General features: G+C 64.0%; 21 protein-coding genes. 10 read left to right on the plus strand and 11 right to left on the minus strand.

The genetic code is table 11. The features are described from left to right. Nucleotides 1-28: 28 nt before the first annotated feature. Nucleotides 29-862: an outer membrane protein gene (locus GWG67_RS05010; protein ID WP_275168032.1), complete on the minus strand. Its 834-nt coding sequence runs from the start codon at nt 860-862 to the stop codon at nt 29-31. A gap of 270 nt (nt 863-1,132) precedes the next feature. Next, on the minus strand, nt 1,133-1,837 hold the full coding sequence (locus GWG67_RS05015) for an SDR family oxidoreductase (RefSeq protein ID WP_275168404.1): 705 nt from the start codon (nt 1,835-1,837) through the stop codon (nt 1,133-1,135). Nucleotides 1,838-1,960: 123 nt separating this feature from the next. On the opposite strand from GWG67_RS05015, the gene GWG67_RS05020 reads away from it, so the two are divergent. Continuing rightward, complete coding sequence (locus tag GWG67_RS05020; protein ID WP_275168033.1) at nt 1,961-2,803, plus strand: GNAT family N-acetyltransferase; 843 nt, start codon at nt 1,961-1,963, stop codon at nt 2,801-2,803. Nucleotides 2,804-2,821: 18 nt separating this feature from the next. On the opposite strand, the gene GWG67_RS05025 is transcribed toward GWG67_RS05020, so the two are convergent. Continuing rightward, a complete protein-coding gene (locus GWG67_RS05025) occupies nt 2,822-3,262 on the minus strand; it encodes a hypothetical protein (protein WP_247462781.1) in 441 nt (146 codons plus the stop codon). 282 nt (nt 3,263-3,544) lie between these two features. Here GWG67_RS05025 and GWG67_RS05030 point away from each other — a divergent pair, with 282 nt between their 5' ends. Continuing rightward, nucleotides 3,545-3,829, plus strand: a complete 285-nt coding sequence (locus GWG67_RS05030) for a hypothetical protein (protein ID WP_275168034.1) — start codon at nt 3,545-3,547, stop codon at nt 3,827-3,829. A 53-nt stretch (nt 3,830-3,882) separates the two neighbouring features. Here the strand turns inward: GWG67_RS05030 and GWG67_RS05035 are convergent, their stop codons facing one another. From GWG67_RS05035 to GWG67_RS05060, 6 genes are all read right to left on the minus strand, one after another. Continuing rightward, on the minus strand, nt 3,883-4,173 hold the full coding sequence (locus GWG67_RS05035; protein WP_275168035.1) for a hypothetical protein: 291 nt from the start codon (nt 4,171-4,173) through the stop codon (nt 3,883-3,885). 20 nt (nt 4,174-4,193) lie between these two features. Beyond that, nucleotides 4,194-4,616, minus strand: coding sequence for a curlin (locus tag GWG67_RS05040; RefSeq protein WP_275168036.1), 423 nt, complete (start codon nt 4,614-4,616; stop codon nt 4,194-4,196). A 71-nt stretch (nt 4,617-4,687) separates the two neighbouring features. Next, complete coding sequence (locus GWG67_RS05045) at nt 4,688-5,065, minus strand: curlin (RefSeq protein WP_275168037.1); 378 nt, start codon at nt 5,063-5,065, stop codon at nt 4,688-4,690. A gap of 32 nt (nt 5,066-5,097) precedes the next feature. After that, nucleotides 5,098-5,490 carry a curlin gene (locus GWG67_RS05050; protein WP_275168038.1) on the minus strand — a complete coding sequence of 131 codons (393 nt, stop codon included), beginning with the start codon at nt 5,488-5,490 and terminating at the stop codon, nt 5,098-5,100. A gap of 118 nt (nt 5,491-5,608) precedes the next feature. Then, nucleotides 5,609-6,010 carry a curlin subunit CsgB gene (locus GWG67_RS05055; RefSeq protein WP_275168039.1) on the minus strand — a complete coding sequence of 134 codons (402 nt, stop codon included), beginning with the start codon at nt 6,008-6,010 and terminating at the stop codon, nt 5,609-5,611. A 165-nt stretch (nt 6,011-6,175) separates the two neighbouring features. Then, complete coding sequence (locus GWG67_RS05060; RefSeq protein WP_275168040.1) at nt 6,176-6,835, minus strand: response regulator transcription factor; 660 nt, start codon at nt 6,833-6,835, stop codon at nt 6,176-6,178. A gap of 628 nt (nt 6,836-7,463) precedes the next feature. Here GWG67_RS05060 and GWG67_RS05065 point away from each other — a divergent pair. From GWG67_RS05065 to GWG67_RS05085, 5 genes are all read left to right on the plus strand, one after another. Next, nucleotides 7,464-8,891, plus strand: coding sequence for an efflux RND transporter periplasmic adaptor subunit (locus tag GWG67_RS05065; RefSeq protein ID WP_275168041.1), 1,428 nt, complete (start codon nt 7,464-7,466; stop codon nt 8,889-8,891). Continuing rightward, nucleotides 8,888-9,613: an ABC transporter ATP-binding protein gene (locus tag GWG67_RS05070; RefSeq protein ID WP_275168042.1), complete on the plus strand. Its 726-nt coding sequence runs from the start codon at nt 8,888-8,890 to the stop codon at nt 9,611-9,613. Before GWG67_RS05065 ends, GWG67_RS05070 begins: the two co-directional genes overlap by 4 nt. Beyond that, nucleotides 9,610-10,833, plus strand: coding sequence for an ABC transporter permease (locus GWG67_RS05075; protein WP_275168043.1), 1,224 nt, complete (start codon nt 9,610-9,612; stop codon nt 10,831-10,833). Before GWG67_RS05070 ends, GWG67_RS05075 begins: the two co-directional genes overlap by 4 nt. A gap of 48 nt (nt 10,834-10,881) precedes the next feature. After that, entirely contained in the window at nt 10,882-11,190 is a 309-nt protein-coding gene (locus GWG67_RS05080) for a response regulator transcription factor (RefSeq protein WP_275168044.1), read from the plus strand. A gap of 911 nt (nt 11,191-12,101) precedes the next feature. Next, entirely contained in the window at nt 12,102-13,967 is a 1,866-nt protein-coding gene (locus tag GWG67_RS05085; protein ID WP_275168045.1) for an alkaline phosphatase family protein, read from the plus strand. 56 nt (nt 13,968-14,023) lie between these two features. Here GWG67_RS05085 and GWG67_RS05090 read toward each other — a convergent pair whose 3' ends face one another. Continuing rightward, nucleotides 14,024-14,596 (minus strand): hypothetical protein, encoded by a 573-nt coding sequence (locus tag GWG67_RS05090; RefSeq protein WP_275168047.1) that lies wholly within the window; start codon nt 14,594-14,596, stop codon nt 14,024-14,026. Between the two features lie 392 nt (nt 14,597-14,988). Here GWG67_RS05090 and GWG67_RS05095 point away from each other — a divergent pair, with 392 nt between their 5' ends. Further along, on the plus strand, nt 14,989-15,648 hold the full coding sequence (locus tag GWG67_RS05095; protein ID WP_007603114.1) for a peroxiredoxin: 660 nt from the start codon (nt 14,989-14,991) through the stop codon (nt 15,646-15,648). Between the two features lie 59 nt (nt 15,649-15,707). Here the strand turns inward: GWG67_RS05095 and GWG67_RS05100 are convergent, their stop codons facing one another. Further along, nucleotides 15,708-17,438 (minus strand): methyl-accepting chemotaxis protein, encoded by a 1,731-nt coding sequence (locus GWG67_RS05100; RefSeq protein WP_275168048.1) that lies wholly within the window; start codon nt 17,436-17,438, stop codon nt 15,708-15,710. A gap of 77 nt (nt 17,439-17,515) precedes the next feature. Here GWG67_RS05100 and GWG67_RS05105 point away from each other — a divergent pair, with 77 nt between their 5' ends. Together GWG67_RS05105 and GWG67_RS05110 are read left to right on the plus strand one after the other, a co-directional pair. After that, nucleotides 17,516-19,027: a deoxyribodipyrimidine photo-lyase gene (locus GWG67_RS05105; RefSeq protein WP_275168049.1), complete on the plus strand. Its 1,512-nt coding sequence runs from the start codon at nt 17,516-17,518 to the stop codon at nt 19,025-19,027. Nucleotides 19,028-19,093: 66 nt separating this feature from the next. Then, nucleotides 19,094-19,414: a histone gene (locus tag GWG67_RS05110; RefSeq protein ID WP_275168050.1), complete on the plus strand. Its 321-nt coding sequence runs from the start codon at nt 19,094-19,096 to the stop codon at nt 19,412-19,414. The last annotated feature ends 3 nt before the right edge of the window (nt 19,415-19,417 follow it).

Raw genomic sequence — 19,417 nt, forward strand, 5'->3', positions numbered from 1 at the left:
CACGCCAGATCAGGAAACGGGATGAAGCTCAATACCTGGCGACGACGGGTCCGCCGAACTTGTAGTTCACGCCGACCCGCACGATGTTCGACTTGAGGTCGACCGAGTGGGTGTAGACGTTGCTCGGATTTGCCGTGCCGCCTGCGAAACTCGTAAGATTGGTGCTGGTCGCGCTGGCGCGGCCGAGATCGACGTAGAGATATTCGGCCTTGAGCGACCAGCCGCCGCCGAACGCATATTCGGTGCCAACACCCGCGGTCCAGCCGAGGCGGGTGTCGCGGATCGCGGCCGATTCTGATGCCGCGGAGAAGGTGTCGGTGAAGTTGAAATTGCCCTTCACCTCCGCGATCGCCGCACCGCCCGTGGCGTAGAGCAGCCAGGTCGGAGCCGCGAGGAAGCCGATGCGGCCGCGGATGGTGGCGAGCCAGTCGGCCGAGACCGACGACGACACCGTGAAGCCGGTCGGTGCGCAGCAGGGATAGAGCGCCGAGCCGCTCGCGCTGCCCTTGAAGCCGAAATAGTTGATGTCGCCCTCGAGGCCGAGCAGCGCGTGGTTGACCTGCCAGTTATAGCCCGCGGTGAAGCCGCCGGTCACGCTGGAGCTGTTGACGCGCTGGGCGCCGACCGTGTTGATGGCGGGAACGCTGCTGGCGTCGAAATAACCGGTCGGCGTCCAGATGGTCGAGGTGGTCGGATCGGCGCTCCCCCACTGTCCGCCGACATTGCCGCCGACATAGAAGCCGGTCCAGTTGTAGGCCGTCGCCATCATCGGCGCTTTGGTATAGTTCGCCGCGAGGTCGGCCGCCTGCACGGATGCGGAGCCCAAAACGACCGCGGCAACTGCCAGCAAAAACTTCTTCATTCCAGTCTCCTTGCCTCACGCGATCGATCTCGCGTTTCGAATGCGCGGGCGGAAGTTGTCCGGCGCAGATCGGGCATAGGCTGCCGATCCCTCGCCGTCTTGGGCTGCGGCGAAGTTCATAGGGACTGTGACGTAGTGTGAGCCGTGCGGCACGCGAACGCGTGACAAGTGTGACTGAGGGGCCACGCGTGATCACACATCCGCGGCGCACGACGCACGCCAATGTCGCATCGCGACAAGCGCGCGAAACGCGATTCGAGCCCTAGCGTTTCAGACCGAGCGCGTCAGTCCGCCGTCGACGCGGATATTCTGCCCGGTGATGTAGGCAGCACCGTCGGACGCCAGGAACGAGACGGTCGCCGCGATCTCCTCGACCTTGCCGTAGCGCTTCATCGGCACGCTGTCGCGGCGCGCATCTAGCTGCGGCAGGCTGTCGATCCAGCCCGGGAGCACGTTGTTCATGCGGATGTTCTCGGCGGCATGGGTGTCGGTGAAGATCTTCGTGAAGGCGGCAAGGCCGGCGCGGAACACCGCAGAGGTCGGAAACATCGCGCTCGGCTCGAATGCCCAGGCGGTCGAGATGTTGATGATGGCGCCGCCCTTCTGCGCCTTCATGATTGGCATCACCAGCCGGGTGGGACGGATCACGTTGAGCAGATAGGTGTCGAGGCCGGTGTGCCACTGCTCGTCGGTGATCTCCGTGATCGCCGCCCGGGGCCCATGGCCCGCGCTGTTGACGAGCACGTCGATGCGTCCCCATTTGGCAAGTGCCCCGTCGACAAGCCGCTTCAGATCGTCGTTCGATTGGTTGGAACCGGTGACCCCCAATCCGCCGAGCTCGGCTGCCAGTGCCTCGCCCTTGCCGGAGGAGGACAGGATGGCGACGCGAAAGCCGTCGGCTGCGAGCCGGCGCGCAGCCCCTGCCCCCATGCCGCTGCCGCCGGCGGTCACGAGTGCGACCTTCTCTGCTGCCATCTGTGCTGCCATGACCGATCATCCTCTGTGATATCGTGGAGGCGAGCCGCCGAGCCCGGCCCGTCATGGGCCTTCTACCGCCGGACCAGCCGGATGGTCCACCATCGAAAGCGACCTTAAAAGATGAGCGATTTGCAGATCCGTAATTTGCGCCCCGAGGAGATCGCCATCGCCGTCGACTGGGCCGCGGCCGAGGGCTGGAATCCGTGCCTTTCCGACGCCGTCTGTTTCGCGATCCCCGACCCAAACGGCTTTTTCGTTGGCGAGATCGACGGCGAGCCGGTCGCGACTGTCTCCTGCGTCAACTACGACGATCGCTTCGCCTTCCTCGGCTTCTACATCGTGCGCGAAGGTTTTCGCGGCTCCGGCCATGGCCTCCGCATCTGGAAGGCGGCGATCGCGCATGCGGGCACTCGCGTGATCGGCCTCGACGGGGTCGTGGCGCAGCAGGACAATTACAGAAAGTCCGGCTTCCAACTTGCTTACGCGAATGTCCGCTATGGCGGCTTCATCGCCGCGCCACCGAGGCCGCCCGCCGATGTCGTTGCGCTCGGCTCGATCCCGTTCGCGCTCATTGAAGCCGACGATGCAACGGTGTTCCCGGCTCCGCGCGGCGCCTTCCTGCGTTCCTGGATCGGCGCATCAGGTCATGTCGGTCGCGCGTTGCTGCGCGACGGCAAGCTCGCTGCATGGGGCGTGATCCGGCCGTGCCGGACCGGCCGCAAGATCGGCCCGCTCGTCGCCGACAACCGCGCGGCGGCGGACGCGATCGTGCAGGCCTTGCTCGCGAGTGCAAACGGCGGCGAAATCTTCCTCGATGTCCCCGCCGTCAATCGCGAGGCGATTGCGCTCGCGGAGAAGCTCGGGCTGAAGCCGGTGTTCGAGACGGCGCGGATGTACACAGGACCGCTCGCGCCGCTGCGGATCGACCGCGTCTTCGGCGTGACCAGTTTTGAGCTGGGTTAGCTGAGCCGAATGCGCTGCTCAGTAGCAACGCATGATGTTGACCGTGTGCTCGCCGCCGCCGCGGCCGGGCACAGTCACCTGCTCCGTCGGACAGCTCGGCACGTAGGGCCGGTCTGACGGCACCACGTTCGGCGGGAAGCGATGCGTCCAATCCCAGGGAACGTCGTACGTATAGGTGTAGCGCACATCACTGGAGACGGGTTGTGCGGTCTCGGCGAAAGGCTGGCCGTAGCCTGCGTTGTCATAGTAGAACCCGCCGCCGCCCGGCCAGTAGACCCAGGGCGTGTTTCGGCCCCGGAACCTGGCGCCTGGCGCAATCGGCGGACGCGCCGCCGGACCGGACGGCGTGGCGGCATGGGCGACGGTGCCGCCGGGCCTCGCAAAACTGTCGCTGGGGGCAAGGAGCAGCGCGGCTGCGCTGAGCGAGGCGAGCAACGCCCCAAATGATCTGGACATCATGATACGCACCAACTCGTTTGGCTTCGCGGATAGCGGCTCCCCACCGCACGCTAGGCCGGGCTGTCGCCCACCCGCAAACGTATAATTAATTATTGGTTAAGGCACGGGATTAACAGGGAACAAGCTGCGGCAAGACGCCCGGGCTTCCGGCTGATGTCGCACGTGTTCCGGGAAAGCGGACTTCATAACCAGTTGATCGGAGTTGATCGCTTCGGCCGACAACACCCGGAACGCTCCCGCACTGCGGTCGTTGGCTCCCGACACCAGCAAGGAGCATCTCCAATGCAGAACAAATCAAAACTCCTCTGCCTGATCACGGCTTCACTCGTCGCGGGCACGACGGCCGCCTCGGCCCAGGGCTATGATTGGAACGGAGCGCGCGCGGGATGGGACCGCACCGCCCCGGCCTACCAACCGGTTCAGCCACGCGCGTACTATCCGGATGTCGCCGGACCGTACGGTGCGCTCAACGGCACCAACCATCCGGCGCCGAGCTCGACGCAGGGCGATGTCGGCCCGGATGGCAACAACAACGGCACACTGACCGGCGTCTATCGCAGCTGGTAACGCTCGCTCACGATGTGGCCCATCGTCCATCACGGACGATGGGCCTTCGTGCGTCAGCGGCCCTGCTGCTTGCGCAGCCAGTCCAGCATGTCCTGTGGATTTCCGGTGCCCTGCGACACGATGGCGGTGTTGCTACCGCTGCGGCGATAGACCGTGGTGCGCCCAGGCTCCTTCTCGATCTTGACCTCGGCCTGCGCCGGATCGCCGCTCTGGGTAATGACGGACGTGCCATTCTCGTCCTGAACTATTGTGGTGTGGCCGTCACCTGACTCGCCGGCTCCCGCCGGCCCGGCTGCCGTTGCCATCATGATGCTCAGTCCTGCTGCGAGTACGAAGAACCTCATGTTGCACCTCGCCTTCACGATCACCGGCTGAACTGAAATAGCGACAGCCAGTTGAAGCGCCCGAATTGTCGCACCGTTCCGGTGTTCAGATCTCCGATCTGGAGCAGGAGGGCGTTGGTGGAACTGCCGACCTGAGTGATATCGGCAATGTTGCTCACGCCGGACTGACCGATCGCCACGTTGGTCGTGCCACCGACCTGGATCACATTGACATAATTTCGCGTGCCGTTCTGGATGATCGTCGCATCGACCGTTCCCGTGCCACCGATCTGGATGACACGCGCGATATTGATGCGGCTGTTCTCCTCGATCGTAACAGGCTGGACATCGTTGCCGAACTGCACGACCGTTTCGATGCTCACGTTCCGGTTCGTCACGCCGCGCTGGACGGATCCGGCGGAAACCTCGGACGCGACGCTGACAGCGGCGAGCAATGCCGCCAATGCCAGGAGAAGTCTACCGCGTTTCATCGCCTTGCCCCATCACATTTCTGATGGCGGTGAGGTCGCCCAGCTCAATGGCCATTCTGGACAACCGTCGCCGAGTTGAACGCACCGAACTGCGACAGGAAACTGCTGGTCGACTGGCCGGCCTGGCCGACAAACGCGACATTGTTCACGCCCGCCTGCCCGACCGATGCCGAGGTCGTCCCGCCGAATTGCAGGATTCCGGTCGCGTTGTTCGTGCCGTTTTGAGTGACGGTCGCGCTGGTGCTGCCGCCGATCATGAACACGCCGGCCATGTTGAGTTGGCTGCTTTGGTTCAACACGACCGGCGGGCCGCCGAGCGACACGATGGTCTTGATGTCGGCGGTCTGGGCACCGGCCGATCCGGCGCCCACGCAACACAAGGTGAGAAGTGCGCCACAGGCGGCGCCTGAAAAATGCCTCATGACATGCCTCGCGACTGAAAATTGATTTGCGATCAAGGAGTCTGTTGCAAAATCGTCGAGCCGTTCAGGATTCCGAGCTGTCCGACGCCAGCCGCGTTGTTCGCGCCGATCTGGCCGATCAGGCTCGAATTGGAGCCGCCGACCTGGCCGAGTAACGCGGTGTTGGACGCCGTCGCAGTCGTGCCGCCCTGCCCGATCACCGAGGTGTTGACGGTAAGGAACGAGCCCGTCTGCAACGTGGTCGCAGTATTGGTGGCGCCGAATTGCATCGTGGTGGCGCTGTTGTTGGTGCCGCCACTCTGCGAGATGAAGGAGTTGTTGGTGGTGCCGAATTGCAGCACGCTGGCCGAGTTGCCGGCCTGGGCATCGACGGCGGTCAGCAAGCTGAACGCGACGATCGTGGCAACGAGATATTTTTGATGCATGACATTTCCTCCGCAAAGTCGGCGGACAACCTCTCACTGAGTCGTCCCGCCCGAGGCGGTGCTTTCAAGAATGGCGCGGACGCGCCGCAGTTGACGCGTCCGGCCAAACGGGGCTGGCTTAGTGCGCCGTCTGCGAGACGGTGCTGCCGTTGACGCCGAACACGCTGAGCTGTCCGACGGCGGCGGCGTTGTTCTGGAGCGGGGCAGGCCCGAACGAGTTCTGGGTGATCGCGCTGCCGTTGTTGCCGAACGCCACCTGGCCGGTCGTTGCCGAGTTCTGCACGCCGATCTGGTTCACCGTGCTGCCGTTGTTGAGCGAGGCCGCGCTGGTGCCCTGCATCGTGGTCGCGCTGTTGATGATGCCGAGCTGGCTGGTCGACGAGGTGTCGTTGGTGAGGCCCTGCTGCGAGACGCTGGAACCGTTCACGACGCCCACTTGCACAGTGGTCGAGGTGTTAGCGGCCTGCGCGGCGGAGGACAGGGCGAGCACGGCAACGGAAGCAAAAAACAATTTGCGCATGGAATATCCTTTCTGGCTAAGATCTCTGACTGGGTTCGGATGCCGTCTTGGAGGAGGCCGACATCGCAGGACAGACTTTGAACCGATCGTGCTGCGTGCAACAGACTGCAGTTCATGCTAATCGGTACGGACTAGACGTTGCGCGGCGTGTTGGTGCCCGCGGTACTAGCTGTACGGTTGTCCCGTGCCGGTTCGTGTCGTCTCTTCTTCGCGTCCCATACTGTCGACCAACCGCACCACCTCGATCGGCGAGCGAAGCTCCAGCTTTCGCATCATCCGGGTGCGATGGACCTTGGCTGTCACTTCGCTCACCCCGAGCCTCGCCGCGATCTGCTTGGCGACGAGACCTTCGGCCATCAACAGCATGATCTCGCGCTCCCTCGCCGTCAGCGTTTCGACGCGCTGGCGAGCTTCGCGAACGCTATCTTCGCGCTCGAGCCGCCTGCGGTCGCGCTCGATGCCATGCCTGATCGCGTCGAGGATCTCCTGTTCGCGAAAGGGTTTTGGAAGAAACTCGACCGCGCCGCGCTTCATGGCCTCGACCGAGACCCGGACGTCGGAATGGCCGCTGATGAAGACGATCGGGATGAGCACGCCCGTCTCGGCGAGCCGGCGCTGAAGCTCGAGGCCGGTCGGCGCCGTGCCGGGAAAACGGACGTCGAGCACGAGGCATGAAGGCCCGTCGGAAATACTGCCCGCGACGAACTCGTCCGTCGATGCAAACAATTTTACCTGATGCCCGGTCTCCTCGCAGAGACTTCCTATCGCGGTTCGAATCTGAATTTCGTCGTCAATGATATAAACTGTGGCTTGACCTGAACTCATGGCAACGGGCTCCCCGGCTTGGGGCTCGATGAACAAGCATCGAGCCATCCATTCTTCTTGCAAGCGAGATCAAGGTGCTTGGATGAATTCGCGAGGATCGAGCGAGTCGCTCCGATCCGCCGCTTCGACGTCTTAGGGCCAACACCCGTTCAAGACGAGTGAAGGTGTTCACATATCGGCTTTCGTGATTGCGGGGATTTGCCCTCGCGACCTGCGGCATCATGGCGAGGCGCGATATCGACAATGCGACGATCGGGAATGCGACGATCGGGCGTCGGAACTTCGGTATCGCCGACTGCGTCATGGCGTCGCCACCCACGTGCCGAGTTGAACGCCAGGCGCTGGCCGCTTCGGCCAGAGCAGACGGGACGTTCAGTCAGCTTGTCGAGTTCGATACCGCGCGCATCATATCGATACGCTCCGTATGCATTTCCGGCAAGTCACGAAAAATAGTACCCGCAGGCTTTACTTCTGGATCATCAAGCGCGCCCGACCGTCGCCCCGGCAGCGGCGACACACTGACGATCGACTGCGTTTTTGGTGATTTACAACCACAGCGAGTTTACAACCATAGCGCGATCTTTGCCTTTGCCGCCAACGATGCCATTTCAAGAGGCGGGTTTTCGATATGCGATTTGTGCCAGTTATTGCCTTGCTCGGAACTGCATGTGGCCTCGCCGCGGTCTACGCCGCCGGGCCAGCCGTCATCACCGACGCGGCCGGGAGCGCCGCGGAGAAGGCGGCCCGCGCCTTTGAATCGACCCAGCGGCTGCTCAAACCCGTCAGCCTGGAAGCACGGAGCTTCGGATCGGATGCCCCCGTGTTCCGCTATGCCTCCATCCAGCGCGGCAGCATCGAGCAGACCATCACCGTCACCGGTGCCCTGCAGCCGGTCAAGACGATCGAGGTGGGTTCCCAGCTGTCCGGGCAGCTCGCCCGGGTCTATGTCGATTTCAACGACACCGTCAGCAAGGATCAGCCGCTCGCCCTGATCGATCCGCGCAGCTTTGCGGCAAAGGTCGACGAGGCCAGGGCCTCTCTGGCCGTTGCCAATTCCCTGGTCGACGTCGCCCGGGCCAAGCTCGATCGCACCAGGATCGACCTGCAAAACGCGAAGGGGAGCCGGGACGTGCTCGCCGCCAAGCTCGACAGCGCTCAGGCCGTCAAGAGTTCGGCGCAAAAGACCCTGCAGCGGAAGCAGGCCCTCCAGTCGCAAAACGTGGTGGCCACGACGGCGGTTGATGACGCGCAGACAGAGTTCACCGCGCGTCTGGCCCAGGAACGCGAGGCCGAAGTTCTGATGTCCCTCAACTCCTATGCGGTGGATGGGGCGCAGGCCGACGTCCGCCGAATCGAGGCGGAATTGCAGCAGACACGAATGGCCGTGCCGGAGAAGGCGGCCGTTCTCGCTGCGGCCCAGGCCGATCTCGACCGCACCGTGATCCGCTCGCCGATCGATGGCGTCGTCGTCGGAAGGTTCGTCAACGAGGGCCAGACCCTCGCGGTCGGACTGGAATCGCGCACCACCTTCGTGGTCGCGCACCGGCTTGAGGACATGGAAATCCACGCGCAGGTCGACGAAGCCGATATCGGGCGCATCGCGCCCGACCAGCGCGCCCATTTCACGGTGGATGCCTACCCGGACCGCCGCTTCGAGGCGGTGGTGCGGCAGGTGCGCAAGGCACCGCAGAACCAGCAGCACGTCGTGACCTACACCGTCGTCCTGGCGACCTCCAATCTCGACGGCGCGTTGCTGCCCGGCATGACCGCCCTGGTGAAGATCGTGATCGAGCGGCAGGACGACGTGCTGAAAGTGCCGCTTGCCGCGTTGCGCTTCCAGCCCTCCGGCACACAGCCGGATGCCGCGGCGCGCAGCGGGGTGTGGGCGCGCACCGCAAGCGGCTCACTCCGGCGTATTCCCGTGACCGTCGGCGCGGCCGGCACCGAACAAGTCGCGCTCAGGAGCGGAGACCTCGTCGAGGGCAGTCAGGTCGCCGTTGGTCAGGCCATCCGGCCGGCCGGCATGGAGTTTCTCGGAATCAGGTTCGGATCATGACGGCCCTCCCGCCCCTCATCAGCCTGCAGTCGGTCTCCAGGACCTATCGTGCCGACGGCGTAGCGGTGACTGCGGTGCGCAATGTCAGCTTCGACATCGAACGAGGCGAGATCGTCGCGGTGATGGGACCGTCCGGCTCGGGAAAATCGACGCTGATGAACATGATCGGGCTGCTCGACCTGCCGAGCGAGGGCGCGCTCTATCTCGAGGGAACGGACGTCGCCGATCTCTCGGAAGACCGCCGGTCGTCCCTGCGCGCCCGCAGCATCGGCTTCGTCTTCCAGTCCTACAATCTGCTCGCTCGCCATAATGCGATTGAGAACGTCGCATTGCCGCTGGTCTATTGCGGCATCAGCCGCAAGGAACGTCTGGCCCGCGCTGAGCAGAGCCTGGAGGCCGTCGGCATGGTGCACCGGGCCCATCACTTCCCGCGGCAGCTCTCGGGCGGTGAGCAGCAGCGCGTCGCGATCGCGCGCGCCCTGATCGCCTCCCCGCTGATCGTGCTCGCCGACGAGCCGACCGGCGCACTCGACAGCCGTACCGGCGCCGAGATACTGGCCCTGTTCGCCGCGCTCAACCGGAGCGGCCAGACCATCGTCATGATCACGCATGATCCAGGGATCGCGACCCAGTGCCGGCGCACGATCCGCCTGCACGACGGCGCGCTCGTCGCTGACGAAACGCTGGCTCCGATCCTGCCGAAACGGAGCGCTGCGCCATGACGATGCTCCAGGGCTTTCAAATCGCGCTGCATGCCTTGCGCCTCAATCCGTTGCGCAGCATCCTCACCATGCTCGGCATCGTGATCGGCGTCGCCTCCATCGTGACGGTGTTTGCGATCGGGTCCGGCGCCCAGCTTCGCCTCCAGGAGCAGATCCGCTCGATCGGCGCCAACGTGCTGATGATCAACCCCGGCGCGGTCTACCAGGGCGGCGTGCGTCTCAAGGATGGCAGCAAGCTGACCATGACCGAGAGCGACGTGCAGGCGATCCTCGAACAGATCCCCGAGATCCAGGCAGCGGCCGGCTCGATTGCAGGAACGGCCCAGGTCATTCACGAGAGCAAGAACTGGAACACGACGATCAACGGGACGACGACCGGGCACTTCATGGTGCGCGACTGGCAGCTTGCGACCGGCCGCTATTTTTCCGGCACCGAGGAGGCAGGCGCCGGCAAGGTCGTGATCCTCGGCAGCACGGTGGCGCAAGAGCTGTTCGCGCCCGGCGAGGATCCGATCGGTGCACAGATCAGGATCATGAAGGTGCCGCTCGAAGTGGTCGGCGTCCTCGATCGCAAGGGGCCGGCGCAGGACGACGTCGCCTTCGTGCCGCTCACCACGGCCAAGCTGCGCTTCCTCGGCAGCGCGAGCAACATCAACCGGGATTCGGTCGCCTACATCATCGCCAAGGTGGCTGCGGACGGACAAATGGCGGGGGCGCGAACGGAGATCGAAAACCTGCTGCGGCAACGCCACCGTATCCCCGCCGGCCAGGAGGACGACTTCAAGGTCCAGGATCCGGCCGCCGCCATGGAAGCGCAGCAGGGAGCGATCCGGACCGTCGCGCTCCTACTCGTCGCCATCGCCTCGGTCTCGCTGCTCGTCGGCGGCATCAGCATCATGAACGTCATGATCGTGTCGGTCACCGAGCGCACGCGGGAGATCGGAATCCGCCGCGCGCTTGGCGGGCGGATGCGGGACATCCGTCTTCAGTTTCTCTGCGAGGCGCTCGTGCTCTGCCTGCTCGGCGGCGCGATCGGCGTCGGTGCCGGCGTCACGCTCTCGATGACGGTGGCTCGCTTGGCAGGATGGATCACCTCGATCGACGGCCAGGCGATCGGCCTTGCCCTCGCCTTCTCGATCGCGACCGGCCTGATCTTCGGCTTTTATCCCGCCCACAAGGCATCCAAGCTCAGCCCGATCGAGGCACTCAAGACGGAGTGAGAACATGCTGGGGTGTTCGCATCGACCAAAGGCCACGGAGGAGCATTCATGAGTCCGGATCCGAAACAATCGATCACACCCACGCCACGCGAGCGGGACCTGATGATGCTGATCGCACGCGGAATGCAGAACAAGAACATCGCGTACGAGCTCAAGATCTCGGAGAACACGGTCCGGGCGCATATCGGCAACATCATGCGCAAATACCGTCTCCAGAACCGAACCCAGATTGCGATCATCTTTGCCCTGCAGGCGGCGCCGCCATCGTTTCGCCGCCACCTGGCCAATGGCGGCCCCAATCCCGCGCCTGCCAAGGCGGTCGCGCAGAATACGCCGGTGCCGACGTCGCCGGATTGACCGCTCCGGCCACAATCCCTTGCGTCATCTCAGACGAAACACCCAAGTCCGGGGTCAACGGACCGGCGACAAAATATTTCTCTTTATTAGAATTCGGATTTTTGTTAGTAATTCCTCACTCCGGCCCAAGGAAGAGGGGCGTATCGCGATCGTCACGAACGCGGGCCGGACGGCGGTGGACGCAGGTCACATCGGCGCGAAGGGCTTCGCAGGGCGGGCAACCGTGAGCGAAAGTGTCGCGCACACGACCGGTGTGATTGGCGTACGGCAAAATCGTGTGGTCCTGGCGCCCGGGGTCTGTGCGCCAAGTGTTGCGGTGATGTGGGTTGCCCAACCGGGCACACGCATCAGCCATCCGCAAGGCGACGGGGGCAATAGTGCATCGCTCCCCGGGGAGAGCGCGACATAAGCCGTCAAACCACTGCGCAGGGAAGGCCGGATGTTTTGGCTTCACCTGTATGCCGCTGTGCAATCCAGTTACCACAATCTCGCACAGTGGACCGCGGGTGCCAGCCGGCACCCGGTCTTCCCTGCGCCCTCTTTCACTTGAGGGTGAGACGACGAAGCAAAGCTCGGGCGAACACGCCGCGAGGATGCGAAGGTGCGTCTGCGATCCGGAATGCGAATGGAAGCGCGACGCTGCCAGCCACAGATTCCGTCATTGCGAGCGCAGCGAAGCAATCCAGTCTGCCGCGGAAAGATTCTGGATTGCTTCGCTGCGCTCGCAATGACGATGCTGAAGCAGTTGCCTGCCGACACCGCGATCTCGTGCCCGGACGCAGCGCAGAGCGGGATCCCTACCCTTCTTTGCATGCCGCTCCGCTCTTGTAACAAAACCGTCATGCAGCGAAACTAAACGAAGCCGGGGGCCGCGGTTGGCGGCCAAGCTGTCTTCGCAGGGAGAGATTTTGATGCGCCGTTCACTGGTGTTGCTGTCAGCCGGACTGACAGTGCTGTCCGCCGGACTTTCGACCGGACCTGCCTCCGCCGAGAACAACACGCCCCGCAACCTGATCCTGTTCATTCCGGACGGTCTGCGGGCGCTGAAGGTCACACCGGAGACTGCACCGGCGATGGCCGAAATCCGCGACAAGGGCGTCAATTTCAAGAATTCGCACTCGCTGTTCCCGACCTTCACCATGGCCAACGGCTCGGCGATGTCGACCGGCCATTATCTCGGCGACACCGGCGTGTTCTCCAACACGATCTGGACCAACTACACCTCGGTGCCCGCCGGCGACACCGTGGTCCCCTTCATCGAGAACGACGCCGTGCTCGGCGACATCGACGAGCATTTCAAGGGCGACTATCTCAATGAGGACACGATCCTGAAGCTGGCCCGCGACAAGGGCTACAGCACCGCCGCGCTCGGCAAGCATGGTCCGACCTATCAGTTCGACCACACCGACAAGCCCGAAAAGGCCGGCCTGCATTCGGTCGTGTTCGACGATGCGACCGGCGGCAAGAACGGCGTGGCGCTGTCGGACGAGGTCAAGGCCGCTCTCACCAAGGCCGGCCTGCCCCTCGCAACGCCGCCGCGCGGCGACAACTCCAAGGCGGGCGATGCCAAGACGCCCGGCACCACGGCGGCCAACATCGCGCAGCAGGCCTATTTCGCCGACGTCGCGGCCAAGGTCGTGCTGCCGATGTTCAAGGCCCGCAACAAGCCGTTCGTGCTGGTGTTCTGGTCGCGCGACCCCGACGGCAGTCAGCACAACACCGGCGACAGCCTCAATCAGATCATGCCCGGCATCAACGGGCCGACCTCGATGGCCGGCATCAAGAATGCCGACAACAACCTCGCCCAGCTCCGCAAGGCGCTGGACGAGCTCGGCCTTGCCGCCAACACCAACATTATGGTCCAGGCCGACCACGGCTTCTCGACCATCTCCAAGGAGAGCAAGACCAGCCCCTCGGCCAAGCTTAGCTATGACGACACGCCGAAGGACTTTTTGCCGATGGGCTTTCTCGCGCTCGACCTTGCCAAGGCGCTCGACCTGCCGCTGTTCGATCCCAACGACAAGAATGCGAAGATCGAGGGCAACAAGCATCCGAAGGCCGGCAACGGCGTGCTCGGCAAGGATCCGGAAAAGCCCGATCTCGTCGTCGCCACCAATGGCGGCTCCGACCTGATCTATCTGCCGAACAAGGACAAGAAGCTGGCGGCCAGGACCGTCAAGCTGCTGCTCGAACAGGATTACGTCTCCGGCCTGTTCGTCGACGACTCGCTCGGCCGCTTCCCCGGCACCCTGCCGCTGTCGAGCATCAACCTGCGCGGCAAGGCGGCGACGCCGACGCCGGCGATCGTCGTCAACTTCCGCTCCTATGCCAGCGATTGCGGCGAGGCGCCAACCAACTGCTCGGTGCAGGTCGCCGACACCGTGCTGCGCCAGGGCCAGGGAATGCATGGCAGCTTCAGCCGCGGAGACACCATGAACTTCATGGCCGCGATCGGTCCGGACTTCAAAGCCGGCTATGTCAGCGAGATTCCGGTCAGCAATGCCGATGTCGGCATGACCGCCGCCCAGCTCCTCGGCCTGCGCAGTTCGCAGAACGGCGGCCTCGTCGGCCGCGTGATGTCGGAGGCCCTGCCCAACGGCACCGTACCGAAGGCGTACAAGGGGGTCGAAAAGTCGAAGAAGTCCGAGAACGGCCTGCAGACCGTGCTGAACTTCCAGCGCGTCGGCAGCCAGCGCTATTTCGACACTGCCGGTTTCCCGGGCCGCACGCTCGGTCTCGAGTTGGAGACCGGCAAACAAAAAACGGCGGGGAAATAACCCCGCCGTTCAAATGCGTCCTCGTGAGAGGCGCAGAATTTTACATGCCCGAAATCTTACATGCCGATGTCGAACACGTTCGGCAATTGGCCCGCCAGAGGCAGCGCGGTGGCGCCCAGGAAGGTCGCCACCATCGCCATCAGGCGACGGTTGTTCTGGCGCTTGCCGCGCATCTGGCCGGCGATCCACTCCAGCATTTCGCTGTTGACCTTGGAGGCATAGGACGGCGCCCAGCTCTCGATGTCGGACTCGGCCGACAGCGCCACGCTGCGCGGCGGCACCTTCAGGCCGGAGGCGCTGGCGGCATAATGGGCCACCGCCTTGGCGAGCAGGTCGTCGAAACGGCCACCATCGGTGCGCTCGGTTGCGGCTTCGTTGATCTCGAACAGCACTTCGGCCTCGGCGCGGCTGATCGGCTGGTCGTTGACGGCCGTGGCCGTCAGAATGCGGGCGCACCAGGCGGTATCATCGGCATCGAGCGAGCGGGAGAAATGCACCCTTCCCTTGGTGGTCGGGCCTTCGCCCGTGATCACGCCGTCGCGCACGATAGTCAGTGCATGGGCCGAGGTATCGCGGCAGGACGGTTCGAGGGACGGCGACTCAACAGACTTATGCGCAGCGGCAGACATAGTTCACTTCCAGATTTCTTCTGATCGGCCAGCATTTTCATGTCGGCGTAAAGGGGTGGTTAATGATTCGATACGGGGATCGCGACTTTTCTAGATGGTTGCCAATTGGTCGCTGTCAGGACCATTTCGGTTCTGGGAAGCGACGGGCGAGCGTGATGAGAGTCATAAAAGGCTTTCTCGGGGCAATCGCGCCCGTATAGCCCCGGTGGAGATGTTTCGCCGCAGGCGCGGCTGTAACAAAAAGGTGCTAGGAAATCAGGCCTTCAAAGAAGGAATTCACATTTTACTTGAAGCTGTTCAGTTAGCGTTCACTTGGGATCGTGGAGTCTCTATACTAGCCCTGACGATCAAAGATGAATTCGCAAGCAAATTCAATGGCATGAGGTAGAACCATGACACTTCCGATCGGCGCCACCGCCCCCGACTTCGAAGCCGAGACCACCGAAGGGAAGATCAAGTTCCACGACTGGATCGGCAATAGCTGGGCGCTGCTGTTCTCGCACCCCAAGGACTTCACGCCGGTTTGCACGACCGAACTCGGCGCGCTCGCCAAGCTGAAGCCGGAATTCGACAAGCGCGGCGTCAAGCTGATGGGCCTCTCGGTCGATCCGGTCGACCGCCACGCCAAATGGTCGGAGGACATCAAGGAGACGCAAGGCGCGGCCCCGAACTATCCGATGATCGGCGACACCGATTACAACGTCTCGAAGCTCTACGGCATGCTGCCGGCCGCGATCTCGGGCGATCCCCTCACCCGCACCGCCGCTGACAACCAGACCGTCCGCAACGTCTTCATCATCGGGCCGGACAAGAAGATCAAGCTGGTGCTGGTCTATCCGATGACGACGGGCCGAAACTTCCAGGAGATCCTCCGCGTCATCGACTCGCTCCAGCTCACCGCCAAGCATCGCGTCGCAACGCCGGCCGACTGGTCGCAGGGCGACGACGTCATCATCGCGGGCTCGGTCTCCAACGACGAGGCCAAGACGATCTACCCGCAGGGCTGGAAGGAACCGAAGCCCTACATCCGGATCGTGCCGCAGCCGAAATAACCCAATTGTCATTCCGGGCGATGCGTCAGCAGCGTCGCCCGGGATGACGATGTTGGCTCTTACGCCGCGCGCACGCGTTCGAGGAAGCCCTCGACCTCGGCCTTCAGGTGCAGGCTCTCGCCCGACAACGCCTGGGCGGAGGCAAACATCCGGCTGGACGTCTCACCCGTCTCGTTCGCACCCTCGGCGGCCTGACGGACGTTGACGGCGACATCGGCCGTGCCCGATACCGCTGCGCGAACGCTGGCGACGATGTTGTGGGTCGCGCTCTTCTGCTGCTCGACCGCAGCCGAGATCGAGCCGGCGATGCCGCTGATGCGTTCGATGGTCTGGCTGATCGCCTTGATGGCGGCGACCGATTCCTCGGTCGCAAGCTGCATGCTGGCGATCTGGTTCGAGATCTCGTCGGTGGCCTTGGCGGTCTGGCCGGCCAGCGTCTTGACCTCCTGGGCCACCACCGCAAAACCGCGGCCGGCATCGCCCGCGCGCGCCGCCTCGATGGTCGCGTTCAGCGCCAGGAGGTTGGTCTGCTCGGCAATCGAGGTGATCAGCTTGACGACATCGCCGATGCGCGCGCCCGCCTCGGAGAGCTGCGCGATGCGCTGATCGGTCGCCTCGGCCTGCCGCACGGCCTCGGCGGAAATGACGTTCGATTCCTGAACCCGCCGGGTGATTTCGGAGATCGATTGAGACAGCTCGTCCGAGGCCGAAGCCGCCGAACGCACGTGCTCGGAGGCATTTTCGGAAGCTCCCGCCGACCGCGCCGACAGATCGGCGGTGGAGCGCGCGGTGTCGGTGAGCTGCCGCGCCGCCCGCTCGAATTCGCCTGACGATGTCAGCACCTTGTCGAGAATGCCGCCGACGCCGCCGCGGAACTCTTCGACGAAATTGCGCAAGTCGGATTTGCGCTGCTCGGCGGCTGCAGCCGAAGCCGCCGCCTGCTCGCTGCGCATCCGCGCCCGCTCCTGCGAATTGCTCTTGAACACAGCGACCGTGCGGGCGATCTCGCCGATCTCGTCGGCGCGATCCTCGCAATCGATCTCGACGTCGCTTTGACCTTCGGCGAGCGCCGTCAGCGAGCGCGCGACCAAGGTGAGCGGCTTGGTGATACGGCGGACGACCAGCAAGGTCAGGACCAGCACCAGCAGCGCGGCGAGCCCGGCGGCGACCGCCATGCTTTCGATCGTGTGGGCCAGCATGCTCTCGAACTGGGCCATCGGGATGCCGACATAGAGGATGCCGGCGACCTTTCCGTTGGCGTCGGCGATCGGGAAATAGGCGGTCATGAAGGTCTTGCCAAACAGGGTGGCCGGGCCCTTGTAGGCTTCGCCGCGGCGCAGCAGCGCCTGCGCCGGATGATCGGCGGCAAGCTGGGTGCCGACGGCGCGGTCGCCATTTTCCTTCTTCACGTTGGTCGAGCGCCGCACGAACTGCCCGCTCGCATCGTCGAACACGAACAGGGTCGCGTTGCCGCCGACATAGGACACCGCGCGATCGACGATGGCGTGATCCCTAAAGTCCGGCATCTTGGGAATCTCGGCACGCGCCACCGCGCCATCCTTCATGCTGATCTTCGCGTCGGGATTGGTCTCGGCAAAGGCCAGCGCCAGCGTGCGCAGGCTAACCTCGATATCGCGCAGCGCACGATCGTTGAACACGGAGCTGAGCGACCAATAGCCGGCCCCGACCACGAGCGCCGTATTCATGGCGATCAGCAGCACCGCGCAGAGGAGCGCCTTGGTGCCAAGTTTGAATTGCGGCAGAAACTTCGCCGTTGCTCGTCCGTACATGAATGGAATGACTCCTGTAATTCCTGCATATTCATGCAATCGGCTTACGGCCGCATTAACGCGGTTCCCGTCGCGACATGCTTTCCAAATCGTTAACGAGGACACCCCTGACCACGCCCAGAACTACGCTAAGGACCACGCCAAGCGCTCCGCCCATCATCGTCTGGTTTCGCGATGACCTCCGCCTGTCCGACCATCCCTCCCTCCACGCCGCCGCCAAGGCCGCTGCAAAGACCGGCGCGCCGGTAATATGCCTCTATGTGCTGGACGACGCGGCCGGGCGAGCGCCGGGCGCGGCGGCACGTTGGTGGCTGGCGCAGTCGCTGCGGGCGCTCGGCGCCGACATTGCCACCCGCGGCGGATCGCTGATCCTGCGCAAGGGGCCGGCGGCCAGGGTAATCACCGAAGTGGCGCGCGAGAGCGGGTCCGGCGCGGTCTACTGGAATGGGATCGCACAGGCGCCGCATCAGGCGGTTGAGCGGCAGCTCGAAGCTGCGCTGGCGAAGATCGGCGTGGACTCGCATAGTTTTCCCGGTGACTTGCTCGTCCCGCCCGCGGCAATCCGCAACAAGGAAGGCCGCGGCCTGCGCGTGTTCACGCCATTCTGGCGGCGCGTGCTGGCGCTCGGCGATCCGCCCAAGCCCCTGCCGGCCCCGAAGGAGCTGCGTCCTGCGCCGACGGTCGCCAGCGACGCGCTGGAGACCTGGAAGCTCGAGCCGGGCACGCCCGATTGGGCCGGCGGCCTGCGCGAGACATGGACCGCCGGCGAAGCCTCCGCCCGCAGCCGCCTGTGCGACTTTCTCGAGCACATCGCACGTGGCTATGTCGGCGATCGCGACCGCCCGGACCGGGAAGGCACCTCACACCTGTCACCGCATTTGAGGTTCGGCGAACTCAGCCCGCGCCAGGTCTGGTACGCCGCGCGGTTCGCCGCAGCGGAAAATCCCGCGATCGGACCTGGTGTCGACAAGTTCCTGAGCGAGCTCGGCTGGCGCGAGTTCTGCCGGCACCTGCTGCACGACCATCCCAACCTTGCCACCGAAAACCTGCAAGCGAACTTCGACAGCTTCCCATGGAAGCCCGACGCCAAGGCGCTCTCCGCCTGGCAGCGCGGCCGCACAGGCTATCCCATCGTCGACGCCGGCCTTCGCGAGCTTTGGCACACCGGCGTGATGCACAACCGGGTGCGAATGGTGGTCGCCTCGTTCCTGGTCAAGCACCTCCTGATCGACTGGCGCGACGGCGAAAGCTGGTTCTGGGACACGCTGGTCGATGCGGATGCCGGCAGCAATCCGGCCAACTGGCAGTGGGTCGCCGGCTGCGGCGCCGACGCGGCGCCCTATTTCCGCGTGTTCAATCCGGTGCTGCAGGGCCAGAAGTTCGACCCGGATGGAACCTATGTGCGGCGCTGGGGGCCCGAGCTGAAAGACGTACCCGCCAAGCTGATCCACCAGCCCTGGCAGGCGACGCCGATCGAGCTTGCAAGCGTCGGCGTCACGCTCGGCAAGACCTATCCGCATCCGATTGTCGATCATGCCAAGGGACGAGAGCGCGCGCTCGCCGCCTACGCAAAGATCCGCAAAGGTTGAGCGTTGCTTTGACACAATTATGAAACCCGCTATCGTCATCGCTCCATGCAAACCGTGGGGGACGATATGGACGACGACAAGCCGATCACCGAACAGGCGATGGACACGATCACCGCCGCCGTAGAAACGACCAAGGACGCCGCTGTCACCGCCGTCAAGCAGGTGAAGAAAGCCGCCAAGAAGGTCGCGAAGAAGGTAGCGCCGAAGAAGGCTTCCAAGAAGAAAGCCAAGAAGGCTGCGAAGAAAACCTCGAAGAAGGCGGCCAAGAAGACTTCGAAGAAAGCTGCAAAGAAGTCGTCGAAGAAGGCGGCCAAGAAAACTGCAAAGAAAACGGCAAAGAAGGCCACCAAGAAAGCTGCCAAGTCGAAAAAGAAGGCCAAGCGCTGATCG

Source organism: Bradyrhizobium sp. CSS354 (assembly GCF_029051725.1).
In the GTDB taxonomy this organism is placed as follows: Bacteria; Pseudomonadota; Alphaproteobacteria; order Rhizobiales; family Xanthobacteraceae; genus Bradyrhizobium.